Annotated in this window: 14 protein-coding genes; 10 read left to right on the forward strand and 4 right to left on the reverse strand. The window is 29.5% G+C overall.

Annotation, left to right across the window (positions count from 1 at the left end; translation table 11 throughout):
• Positions 1-2 precede the first annotated feature (2 nt).
• The 3 genes from H518_RS0118815 to H518_RS0118830 form a co-directional block, all read right to left on the reverse strand.
• The gene (locus H518_RS0118815; protein WP_028890506.1) at positions 3-1,220 is read right to left on the reverse strand and encodes a TolC family protein; all 1,218 of its coding nucleotides are present in this window, start codon (positions 1,218-1,220) and stop codon (positions 3-5) included.
• The gene (locus tag H518_RS0118820; protein ID WP_028890507.1) at positions 1,217-4,945 is read right to left on the reverse strand and encodes an efflux RND transporter permease subunit; all 3,729 of its coding nucleotides are present in this window, start codon (positions 4,943-4,945) and stop codon (positions 1,217-1,219) included. Before H518_RS0118820 ends, H518_RS0118815 begins: the two co-directional genes overlap by 4 nt.
• Positions 4,946-5,053: 108 nt before the next feature.
• Positions 5,054-5,467, reverse strand: a complete 414-nt coding sequence (locus tag H518_RS0118830; RefSeq protein WP_028890508.1) for an HYC_CC_PP family protein — start codon at positions 5,465-5,467, stop codon at positions 5,054-5,056.
• A 599-nt stretch (positions 5,468-6,066) separates the two neighbouring features.
• Between H518_RS0118830 and H518_RS0118840 the strand changes: the two genes are divergently transcribed.
• The 8 genes from H518_RS0118840 to H518_RS0118875 are packed head-to-tail and all read left to right on the forward strand — an operon-like array spanning position 6,067 to position 11,543.
• On the forward strand, positions 6,067-7,467 hold the full coding sequence (locus H518_RS0118840) for an arginine decarboxylase (RefSeq protein ID WP_028890509.1): 1,401 nt from the start codon (positions 6,067-6,069) through the stop codon (positions 7,465-7,467).
• Complete coding sequence (gene speB, locus H518_RS0118845; protein ID WP_028890510.1) at positions 7,454-8,395, forward strand: agmatinase; 942 nt, start codon at positions 7,454-7,456, stop codon at positions 8,393-8,395. Before H518_RS0118840 ends, speB begins: the two co-directional genes overlap by 14 nt.
• A 3-nt stretch (positions 8,396-8,398) precedes the next feature.
• Positions 8,399-9,175: an RMD1 family protein gene (locus H518_RS20695; protein WP_051263879.1), complete on the forward strand. Its 777-nt coding sequence runs from the start codon at positions 8,399-8,401 to the stop codon at positions 9,173-9,175.
• 11 nt (positions 9,176-9,186) lie between these two features.
• Positions 9,187-10,164 carry a deoxyhypusine synthase family protein gene (locus H518_RS0118855; protein WP_028890512.1) on the forward strand — a complete coding sequence of 326 codons (978 nt, stop codon included), beginning with the start codon at positions 9,187-9,189 and terminating at the stop codon, positions 10,162-10,164.
• 3 nt (positions 10,165-10,167) lie between these two features.
• A complete protein-coding gene (locus H518_RS0118860; protein ID WP_028890513.1) occupies positions 10,168-10,419 on the forward strand; it encodes a hypothetical protein in 252 nt (83 codons plus the stop codon).
• 10 nt (positions 10,420-10,429) lie between these two features.
• Positions 10,430-10,840: a VOC family protein gene (locus tag H518_RS0118865; RefSeq protein WP_028890514.1), complete on the forward strand. Its 411-nt coding sequence runs from the start codon at positions 10,430-10,432 to the stop codon at positions 10,838-10,840.
• 23 nt (positions 10,841-10,863) lie between these two features.
• Positions 10,864-11,124 (forward strand): hypothetical protein, encoded by a 261-nt coding sequence (locus H518_RS0118870; RefSeq protein ID WP_028890515.1) that lies wholly within the window; start codon positions 10,864-10,866, stop codon positions 11,122-11,124.
• A gap of 2 nt (positions 11,125-11,126) precedes the next feature.
• Positions 11,127-11,543 (forward strand): VOC family protein, encoded by a 417-nt coding sequence (locus tag H518_RS0118875; RefSeq protein ID WP_028890516.1) that lies wholly within the window; start codon positions 11,127-11,129, stop codon positions 11,541-11,543.
• A 157-nt stretch (positions 11,544-11,700) separates the two neighbouring features.
• On the opposite strand, the gene mnmE is transcribed toward H518_RS0118875, so the two are convergent.
• Positions 11,701-13,095 carry a tRNA uridine-5-carboxymethylaminomethyl(34) synthesis GTPase MnmE gene (mnmE, locus tag H518_RS0118880; protein ID WP_028890517.1) on the reverse strand — a complete coding sequence of 465 codons (1,395 nt, stop codon included), beginning with the start codon at positions 13,093-13,095 and terminating at the stop codon, positions 11,701-11,703.
• Between the two features lie 422 nt (positions 13,096-13,517).
• Here mnmE and H518_RS0118885 point away from each other — a divergent pair, with 422 nt between their 5' ends.
• Positions 13,518-14,015, forward strand: a complete 498-nt coding sequence (locus tag H518_RS0118885; protein WP_028890518.1) for a COG1470 family protein — start codon at positions 13,518-13,520, stop codon at positions 14,013-14,015.
• A gap of 18 nt (positions 14,016-14,033) precedes the next feature.
• The coding region (locus tag H518_RS0118890; protein WP_028890519.1) for a VWA domain-containing protein at positions 14,034-16,393 on the forward strand (2,360 nt) is incomplete at its 3' end.

Raw genomic sequence — 16,393 nt, forward strand, 5'->3', positions numbered from 1 at the left:
TTTTATTGAATTAAGTAATTAATAATTGTGGTTTGTATGAAGTAGGATTTAATAGATTCAATTTGATTCATTTCAAACTTTAATTGTAACTCTTGAATTTCTAATACATCATTAAAATCAATCGTTCCTATTTCATAACTTTTAATTAGAATTTCTTCTGCATTTTTAGCCTGCTTTAAATTTTTAGCTTGTGCTTTATAACTTATTCTTGCAGAAGTTCGTTTGTTTATTGCTTTGTCTAAAAACATTTCTAATTTATTTTTTCTTTCTTGTTTCTGTGCTAAAACTTTTTGTTTTTGTAAGTTTTTTTGCTTCGTTTTTGATTTATAACGATTGTTGAAAATAGGTATGGATACTGTTACCATTGGCATAAAAATATCTTTACCATTATCACTAAAACTCATATTTGGGCGTTTAGTAACATTAATGTAATCGAAACCGAAACCAATCATTGGAGCACTTTCTTTCTGATTTAATAATTCTGATTTTTCTATAGATTGATACAATTTATCATACTTTAATAATTCAGGGTGCACAGATAAATTATCTATATTAATATCAAAATTTTCACTGGAAAAGTTTAAATCACTCACAACAGTTATATAAATTGATTTATCACGATTCAACAATTTATTTAAGGTAGTTTGTTCAGTTAAATACTGTTGATTTAAAATTGCCAATAATTGCTCCATTTCATTTTGACGCATTTGCAATCGTAAAACATCTACAGCAGAAGCTTTACCAATTTCAACTGATGTTAATGCTAATGTTTCATAAGTTTCAAGTAGTTTTATATTTTCTTCTAATACTTTTTGCTTTGCTTTATTTGTATACAAGTTATAATAGGATTGAGAAACAGAAGAAATTAGTTTCCGTTTGGCAATAACAATATCTTCATATTTAGCATCTGCCATAGAAGAAACATAATTTTCTCTTGAAGTAATTGTACCAAACCAAGGTAACATTTGTTTTACAGAAATTCTAAAACGCTGTGCACCTGTTCTTGTTTCTGGTTCACTTACAAAATATCCAGCACCAAATTCAGTATTTGGCAACGTGTTAACTTCGTTTACTTTTTCGGAAGCAATATTATATTGTAATTCAAATTTTTGAATTGCTGGATTATTTTTTAGTCCCTGTTCAATAAGTACATTTAATTCTTGTGCATTTGAAAAACCAAAAGCTAAAAAACTTATTAGTGTAAAAATTAAATTTTTCATTTTTTAGATTTTTTTAATTTGAATTCTTCTCGGCAACTATATAAAACTGGCACAATAAAATAAGAGGTAATGTCAATGACCATTCCTCCAAAAATTGGAATTGCCATCGGAATCATAATATCACTTCCTTTTCCTGTAGAAGTTAAAACTGGTAGTAATGCTAAAATTGTAGTTACAGTTGTCATTAAACAAGGACGAATTCGTTTTTCTGCAGCTTGTAAAGCGGCTACTCTAATACTTTTTTTATCAGAAGGTTTTTCACGCTTAAATGTTTGTGTTAAATAAGTTGCCATTACAACACCATCATCTGTTGCAATTCCAAATAACGCAATAAAACCAACCCAAACTGCCACACTTAAATTGATTGTTTTCATATTAAAGAGAGATCTCATATTTTCTCCCAAAAAACTAAAATTGAAAAACCAATCTTGCCCATACAACCAAATCATAATAAAACCACCGGCAAAAGCCACTGTAATTCCTGTAAAAACCATTAATGATGTGGTAACCGATTTAAACTGGAAGTATAAAATCAAGAAAATAATAGCCAATGCTAATGGAACTACAACAGATAATGTTTTCTCTGCTCGTAACTGATTTTCGTAAGTTCCTGTAAATTTATAACTGATGCCTTTTGGAACAGTTAATTCACCAGAATCTATTTTTTGTTGAAACAGTTCTTGCGCATTTTCTACCACATCAACTTCAGCAAAACCATCTAACTTGTCAAATAAAACATACCCAACTAAAAAAGTATCCTCACTTTTTATTACTTGTGGGCCTTGTTCATACCTAATTGTTGCCAATTCATTTAAAGGAACAGGGCTTCCTTTTTCAACAGGAATATAAATGTCTTTTATAGATTCAGGATTGTTACGTAATTCTCTTGGGTAGCGAACTCGAATTCCATAACGTTCTCTTCCTTCCACAGTTTGTGTTAATTGCATTCCACCAATTGCAACTTTTAAAACATTCTGAACATCTTCAATAGAAATTCCATAACGTGCAATTTTTTCTCTATCAATATCAATCAGTAAATACGGTTTCCCTACAATTCTATCAGCAAAAACGGCTTCTGTTTTAACACCTTCTGCTTGTTTTAAAAAGTTTTCTAGTTGTAATCCAAAAGCTTCAATTTGCTTTAAATCTTGCCCTTTTACTTTTATTCCCATTGGCGCACGCATACCTGTTTGTAGCATTACCAACCTTGTTTCTATAGGCTGTAATTTTGGAGCAGAAGTAACACCTGGTAGTTTAGTAACTTTTACAATTTCATTCCAAATATCATTTGGATTATTTATTTTTGGTCTCCAATTACGATAGAACTCGCCATCATTATCCTCAATAAGTTGATTGTGTTCAAGTTTCGTAAAACTTGCATTTTCAGAATTATTAGGATTTTGAATAAATTGTCCGTTTTTTAATTCAAAAGAACCTTCATTATTTATTTTATAACGTTGCCTTTTTCCTTCTGAATTGCGCATGTATTCAGATTTATACTGAATCATATTTTCATACATAGATAAAGGTGCAGGGTCTAAAGCAGATTCGGTTCTTCCTGCTTTACCAACCACGGTTTCAATTTCAGGAATGGTGGCAACTGCCATATCTAACTGTTGTAAAACCCGTTTATTTTCTGCAACACCAGAATGTGGTAATGAAGTGGGCATTAATAAGAATGAACCTTCATTTAAAGATGGCATAAATTCTTTTCCAGTATTATTTAAGATCCAACCTCCAGAAATAAGAACAGCTGTAGGAATCATTAAAAACAAGATTTTATTATCCAAAGCCCATTTTAGAATTCGCGTATAATATTTTCTAAAAACAGAAAATATTCCTAAAAAACCAAAACAAATAATAGCTACAAAAATTAAGTTTATAAATATACTTCTGTCAAAACCTAATGGTCTCCAGTACTCTGCAAGTAAAAATATAATAGCAATGCAAGAAACTATGATGTTTATAAGGTTGCTGTTTTTCTTGTTCAACTTTTCTAAAACAACTAATAAACCATTAATTCCAAAAGCAATTAGAATGATTCCTAACCAATGACCACTGATTATAATTACGATTCCCATACTTATTAAAGCGATATTTATAAGATGTTTAAATGAATTTTTAAGTGTTGTTTTTCTGAATAAATAAGCAGCAAAAGGCGGAATTATAAATAAAGCAATTACCAAAGATGCAGATAAAGCCATTGTTTTGGTAAAAGCTAAAGGTCTAAACAATTTTCCTTCTGCACCAATCATTGTAAATACAGGAACAAAACTGATAATTGTAGTTAAAACGGCTGTTAATATTGCTCCAGAAACTTCTGCAGTTGCATTGTAAATTATTTCGTCTGTTGTATATTTTGTACCATCTTCATGAATTTGTAACTTTTTATCATCTAAATGACGAATCATATTTTCGGCGAGTATGACGCCAACATCAACCATCGTTCCTATCGCTATTGCAATTCCTGAAAGTGCTACAATATTTGCATCAACATTAAATAGCTTCATGGTAACAAAAACCATTAATACTGCAACTGGCAATAACCCAGATATTAAAATTGAAGCTCGAAGATTAAAAACCATTACAATAATTACCAAAATAGTAATTAGAATTTCTAATGTTAATGCCTCTTTAAGTGTATCTAAAGTTTCTTCAATTAATTCTGTTCTATCATAAAAAGGAACAATTGTTAATTGAGATGTTCGGCCGTCAGCTAAAACTTTAGTAGGTAACCCTCCTTTTAATTCTTCAATTTGAGTTTTTACATTCGTAATTACTTTCATAGGATTTGCTCCATATCTTGCAACTACAACACCACCAACAACTTCTGCACCTTCTTTGTCTAACAATCCTCTTCTTGCTACTGGACCTAAAGAAACTTTACCAATATCTTTTATTTTGATAGCTGTAAAATCTTCGGAAGTAACAACAGCATTTTCAATATCTTCAATTGACTTTATATAACCTAACCCACGAACTAAATATTCAGCTTGATTTATTTCTAAAGTTTGCGCACCAATATCTTGATTACTACTTTTAACAGCTTTTACAACTTGATGTAAACCAATATTATATTGTCGCATTAATTCAGGATTCACATCTACTTGATATTCTTGAACATAACCACCAATTGAGGCAACTTCAGAAACACCACTTGCAGATGATAATCCGTATTTTACATAGTAATCTTGAATGCTTCTTAATTCTTGTAAATCCCAGCCACTAGTAACATTTCCTTTTTCATCACGGCCTTCAAGAGTGTACCAAAAAATTTGACCTAAACCAGTAGCATCTGGTCCTAAAGCAGGATTCACACCTTCTGGTAATAAATTACTTGGTAATGAGTTTAGTTTTTCTAAAATTCTACTTCTGCTCCAGTAAAACTCGATATCTTCTTCAAAAATGATGTAGATACTTGAAAACCCAAACATAGAAGAGCTACGAATTGTTTTAACTCCTGGAATACCCAATAGGGAAGTGGTTAGAGGATACGTAATTTGATCTTCAATATCTTGTGGAGAACGACCATCCCATTTGGTAAATACAATTTGCTGATTTTCGCCAATATCAGGAATAGCATCTACAGCAACAGGGTTACTTGGTAAAAATGGAATGTCCCAATTAAAAGGAGCATTTACAGTTCCCCATCCCACAAAAAGCAAGAGTAATAAAACTGATACAAGTTTATTTTCTATTAGAAATTTGATGCTTTTATTTAGCATTGTATTTATTATTAAACAGTTAGAAATTAGTGTTAGAAAAACACCGAGTACAACAAATAATCCTTATAACATTGCAGTTATAGGATATTTCAGTCTATTGTTTAAAAATCAAATTAAATAAGTCTCGTCAAGTTTGTATATTTCCCTGACGACCAAAGGAGGAGAGTAATCTCTGTAAGAACTAATACTTTCATCAACACATTCAAAAAGGTTGATGTAGGTATAGATAAATGAAGCTAAAAATTGTTGTTGCTCAAAAGAAAGTATATCAAAAGATAATTTCAATTCATTTTGACCATTAACAACGGTCTGTTTATCATTACAGCAATTCTTCTTCGTGATTGAACAATCTTTAGTTTGTGACTTTTGCATTTCCATTCCGCAAGTTTTTGCTTTTTGAAATATTGCAGTATCTACTAAACTTCCTCCACAGTAATGCATATCAATAGTAAATGACATTGTAGAGAGAAGCACTACAAAAGCCATTGAAATTGAGATTATTTTATGGAATATTTGTTTAATCATTATTACAAAGGTATGAAATTAATTAATAGCGTATTAATTAAGCCTTAAAGATGCAATTATAACATACATTCCAAATTTTTCACATAACTTGAGTATTATATGAGTAGAGTTGAAGAAAATGAATATAATTTGGAAGGTAAAGCCAACGAAAAGAAAACAAAGCACTACAAAATGAAATAAAATCTATTTCCCGATGAAGAAAGTAATATCCTTAGTGAAATAAGTACTTGTAGCTATGTGAGGTGGAGTGTAGGTGTAAGATTATTCTTTCTTTTGTTTGATATTTATCAAATATTTTATTAAATAAAAAAGATATTAAAAAAAAGTTTACATTTGAAATACTTATGAGTAGGTTAAATGTTAAGTTTCACTTATTTCGTTTCCAACTTTTTATGGAAGTTTAAAAGTTGTGAAGTGCTTCAGAAGCACAACGGAAAAATTAAGATTACTTCCTTTTTATTAAATGTATTACAAAATCTTCGATTAAGGGGAGTTTACCTAGAATTACGAGTTTAGCTCATTATTTCTTTAGGATTATAAAAACCTAGCTATTAGATGGCTTCATGGTTTCAGTTTATAATTTTTATTGAAATAAAATGAATACTAAATACAAAGATTTAATAGAACAAACCTTTGATTTTCCTCAAGAGGAATTTCAGACTAAAGATAATAACCTATTGTTTCATGATATAGACTTGATACAATTGGTTGAAAAATACGGTACACCCTTAAAATTTACTTATTTACCTAAAATATCAGAGAATATCAATCGAGCTAAAAGTTGGTTTGATAAAGCTATTTTGAAATTTAATTATGAAGGAACATATCATTATTCATACTGTACAAAGAGTTCTCATTTTAAATACGTGCTTGAAGAAGCATTAAAAAATGATGTGCACATTGAAACTTCATCTGCATTTGATATTGATATTGTAAAATCATTAAAAAAAGAAGGTAAATTAAGTAATGAATCTTACGTGCTATGTAATGGCTTTAAACGAGACCAGTATATAGCAAACATTGTAAGTTTAATTGATGGAGGGCATACAAATTGCATTCCTATCATAGATAATTATGAGGAGCTTGATTTGATTTTAAGTGAGACTAAAAGCAAATTTAAAGTAGGAATACGGATAGCATCAGAAGAAGAACCAAAATTCGAGTTTTACACGAGTAGATTAGGTATTGGCTACAAAAACATCGTTTCTTTTTATGAACGTGAAATAGCAAAAAATCCTCAGATTGAACTTAAGATGTTACATTTTTTTATCAATACAGGTATTAAAGACAATGCTTATTATTGGAATGAGCTTTTAAAATGTATAAGCGTATATATCAAATTAAAAAAGATATGCCCAACATTAGATAGCTTAAACATTGGAGGAGGTTTTCCAATTAAAAATTCATTAGCATTTGATTATGACTATAATTATATGGTTGAAGAAATAATCAGTCAAATAAAAACAGCATGTGATGAAGCAGCAGTAAATGCACCAAATATTTTTACAGAATTCGGTTCTTTTACAGTAGGTGAAGCAGGTGGAGCTATCTATGAAGTTTTGTATCAAAAAAAACAAAATGACCGTGAAAAATGGAATATGATTAACTCATCTTTTATTACTACGCTTCCAGATTCTTGGGCTATTAATAAACGGTTTATAATGCTTCCCATCAATAAATGGAATGATGAGTATGAGAGGGTTTTATTAGGTGGTTTAACTTGCGATAGTGATGATTATTATAATTCAGAACAGCATACTAATGCAATTTACTTACCTGTTTATGAAAAAAATAAACCTTTATATATTGGGTTTTTTAATACAGGAGCTTACCAAGAAACTATTGGAGGTTTTGGAGGTTTACAACATTGCCTGATACCAACACCTAAACATATTTTAATTGATAGAAATGAAAATTGGGAAATAACAACAAGAATATTTAAAGAACAACAAAAAAGCAGCGAATTACTTTCAATTTTAGGATATGAAAACGAATAAAACTTATGCAGGAATCCCTGAACAATTTGGGAAATTAGAAACATCAAAAATAGTATTAATACCTGTTCCTTATGACGGAACAAGTACGTGGCAAAAAGGAGCGGATAAAGGGCCAAAAGCTTTTTTAGATGCTTCAGAAAACATGGAGCTATATGATATAGAAACAGAGAGTGAAGTGTATAAAGAAGGTATTTATTTAGCGGATGCTGTTACAGAAAACACTTCTCCAGAAGCTATGGTTGATGCTGTGCATTCGATAACCAAAAAGTATATCAATAAAAATAAGTTTGTAACACTTTTTGGAGGTGAACATTCAATTTCTATAGGAACTATTAGAGCGTTTAATGAATGTTTTAATAGCTTAACTGTTCTACATATTGATGCACATGCAGATTTACGTAAAGAATATGAAGGTTCTAGTTGCAATCATGCTTGTGCAGTTTATGAAGCCAATGAAAATACCAATTTAGTACAAGTTGGTATTAGAAGTATGGATATTTCTGAAACACGTGTAATGAATAAGGAGAAAGTCTTTTTTGCACATGATATGGCTGTAAATGAATATTGGATAGATGATGTGATTGATCAACTTACAGGTAATGTTTTTATAACTTTTGATTTAGATGCAATTGATCCATCATTACTACCATCTACAGGTACACCAGAGCCAGGAGGCTTATTTTACTATGAAACCTTAGAGTTTCTAAAGAAAGTGTTTACAGAGCGTAATGTTGTTGGTTTTGATATAGTTGAGTTATGTCCAAACCCACAAGAAAAATCATCAGATTTTTTAGCTGCAAAACTATATTACAAAATGTTAAGTTATAAGTTTTCTTTAAATAAAGAAGATGAGGATGACTATTCTGAAGATGAAAAATCACAATTTAATAAGCTTTCAAAATTTAAAGAAAGCGATGATGATTTTTAAGAAATGAGTTTATTAGTAAAAGCATATCACCTTGAAATTAGAATTTTACTTAGTGAAATCCGAAAAGATTTTGAAAAGTATAAATTAATAAAAAGAGAACATTCTTTTTTATTATATAAAGTTAATGAACAATCATACATATATGTTAAAGAATATGGTAGTGTTGTTTTTATCAATGTAAATGAAAAATTAATTAATAGCACACTTAGTTTATTTTTAAATGAAAAAAAAGTGATTTCAAGCTTACCATCTGAAGAATATACTATAACATTTTTAGATGAAATAGAAGTTGATTTCGGAACTATTCAATTAAAAGAATTAAATGATGATGTAGCTCATATTATTATGTTAAACCTAGCGCAATCTGTGGCTTTAATGAATTATGTAAATAAAGTTTCTGATTTGCATGATAAAACTATGTTGTATTCAAAACAACTAGAAAAAACAGGGAATTTTAAGCTATCAAAAGTTCAAATGAGAAAATTTATTGGTAAAACAATGAACTTTAAAAACAATATAGCAGAGAACCTTTTTGTATTTGATACGCCTGATGTAGCGTGGAATAATAAAGACTTGTCAGGACTAGATTATAAGTTAAAAGATGAATTAGATATTATAAAACGTCATCAAGGAATAGAAAATAGTTTAAATGTAATAAAAGAAAATTTAGATTTATTTAATGACATACTACAACATAGATATAGTAGTATGCTTGAGTGGATTATAATAATATTAATCCTTTTTGAAATAGTACAAGTTATAGTTGAAAAATTTATTTAAGAACAAAAATGATGAACACAAATAGACAACCAATTTCTGAATTTATAGAAAAGTATTTTTTACACTTTAATGCAGCTTCATTGGTAGATGCAGCAAAAGGATATGAAACGCAATTAGAACAAGGATCTAAAATGTTAGTTTCTTTGGCAGGAGCTATGAGTACTGCAGAAATAGGAAAGATTTTTGCAGAAATGATTCGTCAAGATAAAGTACATATTATATCGTGTACAGGTGCAAATCTTGAAGAAGATATTATGAATTTAGTTGCGCATTCTCATTACAAACGTGTGCCAAATTACAGAGATTTAACCCCGCAAGACGAATGGGATTTATTGTTAAAAGGATTGAATCGTGTTACAGATACTTGTATTCCAGAAGATGAAGCTTTTAGAAGATTGCAAAAACACATTTTCAAAATTTGGAAAGATGCAGAAAATGATGGAGAACGATTTTTTCCACATGAATTTATGTATGAGTTATTATTATCAGGAGTTTTAGAAGAATACTACGAGATAGATATTAAGAACTCTTGGATGTTTGCAGCAGCTGAAAAAAACTTGCCAATTGTTGTTCCTGGATGGGAAGATAGTACAATGGGGAATATTTTTGCTTCTTATGTTATGAAAGGAGAATTAAAAGCTTCTACCATGAAATCTGGCATAGAGTACATGACATTTTTAGCAGATTGGTATACCGATAATTCAGATAATGGAATAGGGTTTTTTCAAATTGGAGGAGGAATTGCAGGAGATTTTCCAATTTGTGTAGTACCAATGCTATATCAAGATATGGAAAGAGAAAACACACCTTTTTGGAGTTATTTCTGTCAAATATCTGACTCAACAACAAGTTATGGATCTTATTCAGGAGCAGTACCAAATGAAAAAATTACTTGGGGGAAACTAGATATAGATACACCAAAATTTATAATAGAAAGCGATGCAACTATTGTTACTCCTTTAATATTTGCTTACCTATTAAATATGTAAATTATGAAAAGGATAATTGTAGATTATAACAAATTAACTACTGATATTTTAAATTTATTAGTAGAAAAGTTTCCTGATGGTTATGATTATGGAGATATCATTTCATTTCAGAATTCAGAAGGTAAATACATAAGCGCTGTAGAGGTTAGAACTGAGGATACTATTTATTTAGTGAAAATTAGTTCTCTATTAGAGAAAAAAATGGAAGATTATTTTTTAGATGATGAAGATACTCTTGACATTATAGGAGATTAAAAATAAAAAGATGGATAGGACATTTCATATTTCTTTGCCTTGTAAAAACTTGAAGAAAACAGTTTCTTATTACAAAAATGAATTAGGCTTAACTATAGGACGAAATACAGCTAATTGGGCAGATATAAATTTGTTTGGTAATCAAATGACTTTTGTTGTTGTAAATGAGTTTAAGTTTGATTTTCCAACTTATTTTTTAGAAAAAGAAAGCTTACCTTCATTTCACTTTGGTATTGTTCTTAACAATGATGAATGGGATGACGTTTATGATAAAATTAATAAATGGTCTATAGAAACAGTTATCAAAAGAGTTTTTTTTAAAGACAAAAATGGGGAGCAACACTCTTTTTTTGTCAAAGACCCTAATGGGTATTATATAGAGTTTAAAACCTTTAAAGAGTATGATGAAATTTTCATGTAGTTATTAATTAAAAAAATAGGATTATGAATTATTATAGTGCTAAACAAAACATTACAATTATTGGAACTTTTCTAGGTTTCATAAACGGTACATATACTTTTCATTTAGAAAATAATGATATTATTGATTTTGACGAAATTAACATAAAAATTTTTGAAGAATTCGATTTAAAGTCTACGTCAATAAAAAACAAAATTTTTGAAATTACTTATTCAGAAAATTTTGATGATATAGATGATCAGGATATCGTTGTATTAAAATTAGAACAACTTAAATTAGTGTAATTATGATAACTAAATTTCATTTGTCCCTTCCTTGTAAAGATATTGAAGAAACTAAGAAATTTTACTTAGAAGTTTTAGAGGCAAAATTAGGAAGAAATACCAATAATTGGATTGATATTAACTTATTTGAGAATCAAATAACATTTACACAATCTGGAGAATTTAATTTTGAATTCAATAATTATAGGTTAGGAGAGAGTATATTGCCTTCTTTTCACTTCGGTGTTATTGTAAGTATTGAACATTTTGGTGAATTATATAGTAGGTTGCTAAAATTAGATAAAAGAACCTCAATTAAGAATACCTTTATGAAAAATAGTATTGGAGAACATTTATCTTTTTTTATAAAAGATCCTAATGATTATATGATAGAATTTAAGTGTTTTAAGCAGGTTAACGAGACCTTTATGGATATTTAAAAATAACTAATCTCATTAAGAGAATAATCTAAAATTAAACCCAATTATTTTTATTGGGTTTAATTATTTTATAATAGAAATACTTCTTCCTTTACTTGCCTTTTTTAGGCTAAAAGCAAACAAAGTACTATCAAAGGAAGCTAAAAGAAAACAAAATCTATTTCCCGATACAGAAATTACCGAAAATATGACCTAAAATATCCTTATCAACATCATATTCGCCAGTAATATTACCTAAATGACGTAAACATTCACGTATATCAATAGAGAATAAATCGGTAGATATTTCAAGATCGATTCCTTGTTGTACAGAGGAAATTGCTGTTAAAGCATTATTTAAGGCTTCAAAATGACGAGAATTAGTAACAATCGTTTCATTATTACTTAATGCTCCTGTGTTAACTAAAGAAGTTAATTCAGTCTTTAACTCATTAATACCCGTTTTTTGTTTTGCAGAAAGTAAAATTAAGTTTTCAATTTCAGATTGTAAGATAGCAGTATCATGACATGATAAAGTGTCAATCTTATTTGCAATAACTAACAAACGTTTATTAGGAAAACGTTCTTTAATAGTTTCAATTTCTTGTAAAAAATCTTCACTAGAATGAGAAAATTTATTAGAATCAATTAAAAATATAATTAACTGAGCATTTTCTGCTTTTTCATACGCTTTTTTAATACCTATATTTTCTACAACATCTTCTGTTTCACGAATACCGGCAGTATCAATAAAACGAAAAGCAACACCATCAATAATTAGTTCATCTTCAATCGCATCACGTGTAGTACCTGCAATATCAGAAACAATGGCTTTTTCTTCGTTTAATAAAGTATTTAAAAGTGTTGATTTACCAACATTAGGTTCTCCTATAATTGCAACAGGAATACCATTTTTCATAGCATTTCCAAAAGCAAAAGAATCGATTAATCGTTTTAAAACAAAGGTGATTTTGGCTACTAATTCTTTAAACTTCGTTCTATCTGCAAATTCAACATCCTCTCCAGAGAAATCTAGCTCTAATTCAATTAGTGCAGCAAAATCTAATAATTGAACTCGAAGTTCTTTTAATTCATTGGTAATTCCGCCACGCATTTGTTGAATAGCCATTTGATGAGATGCAGCAGAATTTGAAGCAATAACATCAGCAACCGCTTCTGCTTGACTTAAATCCATTTTTCCATTTAAAAAAGCACGCATGGTAAACTCACCATTATCAGCCATTCTACAACCATTTTGTAAAAATAATTGGATGATTTCTTGCTGGATAAAACTAGATCCATGACATGAAATTTCAACAACATCTTCACCTGTGTAAGAACGTGGGTTTTTAAAAACAGAAACTAAAACTTCATCTATTATAACATTATTATTTACAATATGACCTAAGTGAATAGTATGTGTTTTCTGATTTATTAATTTTTTTTTAGGTGAAACTGGTTTAAAAAAATTATTAACAGTAGTAATAGCGTTTTCACCAGAAAGTCTAATAACAGAAATGGCACCAACACCCGCTGGTGTTGCTAATGCAATAATAATGTCGTTTTGAATCATACTGCAAAATTACCTATTAACAATTAAAAAAAGATATTTATTTTAGAGTAATTTATAAAAGAGATAAATATTTTTTGTTTTTTTTAACACTTTTTTTAAAATAATTAAAAAGAAATGTTACATTTGCTCAACTTTAAAAAGTTATAACCATATAAAGTACTATTTCCCTAATAGTATTTTTATCCCCCTCTCCCCACAAAATTTAATAATACCCAATATGTGTTTTGCATTTTATAATGTAAATGTACGTTTTGTTAAATTTTATTACCCCCCCCCCAGAAAATAATAATGTGCCCCAATCTGTTTGTATCATTTTTATGATGTAACAAATAGACATGTAATTGTATACCCCTTTTTTATATATCCCTTTTCTCTAAAAAAATAAAAATTAGAGATTTTAAATATTTGATAAATAGAAAATTATGGATAAAATTACTTTTTTGTTATTTGTGTTTACATACACATTATTTGTAAATGCACAGCAACCTAACTTTGTAGAAGCGAAGAACTGTAGCGCTAAATTAAAAGTTATAAAAAATAGAAATGTTAAATCTATTTCACCTAATTCAACACTAAAATATTATTTAATTCTTACCAATAATACGGATATAAAAAGTACTTACAAAATAGGTGTTAGAGAGCTAAAAGAAAGTTGTTCTAGTAACGATGTATTAAAAGAAAATGTAAGCTTAAATTTTTCTTTAGAATTAAAAGAAGATCCATTAGTATCAATTTTAAATAAAGAAATCACACTTAATCCTAATCAGTCATATCGTTTTAAAGTAGAGGTAAAAGCACTAGAGAATGCACCAGTTGAAAGGTGGAATTGTTCTCAAGTTGAAGTAATATCATTAACATGTAACAAGCTGGTTACATCTACGATGTTAAAAACATTTGTACGAAATCCAAACTTAAGGTAAAGTAAAGATATTTAGGTTATGAAAGTAAAACTACAATCAGTTCTAAAAACAGTAATTATTGTTTTTTCATTATTATTTAGTCAATTAACATTAGGGCAAGACGAAATAGTAATAACCAAAGAAATTGTAAATAATACATCAAATTGTAAACAATTTGATGTTACGCTTACTATAACAGGAAATCCACCAGCAGCAGCTCAAGAAGTTGTATTGGTTATTGATGTTTCTGGTAGTATGGGTGATGAAGTTGATGATGGTACAGGGGCGGGTGATACAGCCCAAATAATGGATTTTGCTAAAGAAGCAGCAAAAGATTTTATCGAAAAATTACTGTCACCAATAAATAATCCAACAAATAATAACAAAATCGCAATTGTTAGTTACGGTTCAAGTGCAACGGTTTTAACAGGGTTAACAGGAGATAAAACGGTTTTAAATAATTTTATTGACGGACTTAATGCTAATGGAGGAACGAATATGGAAGATGCTTTAATAAAAGCAGACGAAGTATTATCTCCACCAAGTGCCCAAGGTACTTTTGATTGTACTACAACAAGAAGTATTATATTGTTAACAGATGGAGTTCCTACGATGCATAATAATTTTCCGCCATATTATGGATGTAGTACCGTTACTCTTAATACTGAATGTCAAACTAGAGCCTTTTCAGCAGCCACGGCAGCAGAAACAACAATTGTTGCTGGTAAAGAATACAATCAATCGATATTTACAGTAGGATTTACAGGTACATTAGATTCAAATCAAAAAATCATATCAAAACACACGTTAGATACTATTGAAAACAGTGGTGCATTTTATACCGATAGTGCAGCTGATTTAACAAATATATATAGTAAAATTTTAGGTCAATTAGTACCTGCAGCGACAGCTTTATCAGGTGAACCTTTGATAAAAGAAGAGATACCAAGCGAATTTCAAATAGTTTCAGGTAGTTTAGTTTCAAGTAGTACTATAGATCCAAATAAAGGAAGTGGAACTTATGTTGGGCAAACAATAAATTGGTCAATAGATAAAGTCGTAGAAGAAACGATAACATTAAAATATTCTATTGTAGCTGTAGATTCTAATTATTGTGGAAATGTACCACAAGGAACATCAACAGCGAGTTACTTAAATTCTGATTGTGTAGAAATAACAAATCAATTTGATAATCCAGAAATATGCATTCCTTGTCCCGTGCTAGATGTAGAAATTAATAGAGAAGGATGTACAAATTCTATTAATTATTCTATGAATTTAACAGGAGAAACATGTGGGCCTTCAGTAGGAAATTATTCATGGGAGTTTTATTTAAACGCTGCATTAGTAGGAACATCAACAAATGAAAGTGGAAAGTTTGATTATGCTGGAGTACCTGATTTTATAGGTGAATTTAAAGCAAAGCTTATATATAAAGGGACATATACGGTGACAGGATGTACGATTCCTGCTGAAACAGCTACTAGTATTATGGTTATACCTAGTAACATAATTGCATCAGGAGAGATATCTGATGTTACGTGTTATCAAGGTAATAATGGTAGTATTGATTTATTTGTTTCTGGAGGGTACGGAGCTTATCAATATATATGGAGTAACGGAGCTACAACTGAAGATATTTCTGATTTAGTAGCAGGAGATTATAGTGTTACTATTACTGATGCACAAGGATGTTCATTTAGTGAAAAATATACAATTACATCACCATCGGAATTAACATTAAGCCTATTAGGAAGTGATTTAAGTTGTGGGGGTAATGATGGCGGAATTGATTTAACAGTAACAGGGGGAACATCAAATTATACTTATTTATGGAGTAATGGTGCAACAACCGAAGATCTTACTAATTTAAACGCAGGAATATACTCAGTAACCGTAACCGATGCAAACGGATGCGAAAAAACAATAGCAACAACACTTATTTCATTAGATACAGAAGTGCCTACAATTACGGTACCAGAAACACTAAAAATAGAAGGGTGTAATGAAAATAATATCACAACAATAAACGCTAGGTATCCATTTAGTTTAATAGAAACAACAATTGATGTTAATACCTTTAGTATAGCAGGTTATTTAGTCAATGACGACAATGAAATAACAAGTATTACTTATAAAGATGAAATTTCATCGTATGATGGATGTATAACTACAGTAACAAGAACTTTTAAAGCAACCGATAACTGTGGTAAAATAGGAGTAGACAGTACACTAATCACAGTAAAAGACAATATAAAACCTGAATTTACTGTACCAGCAGACATCACAATATACACCGATGCTAACTGTGCGTTTGATTCAGCAGTATTAGTAACAGGCGATGTAACTGATGAAACAGATAATTGTGATAGCACATTAAATGCAACATCTTCGGATGT

Origin of the sequence: Tenacibaculum ovolyticum DSM 18103, from assembly GCF_000430545.1 — a bacterium.
Classification (GTDB): Bacteria; Bacteroidota; Bacteroidia; order Flavobacteriales; family Flavobacteriaceae; genus Polaribacter; species Polaribacter ovolyticus.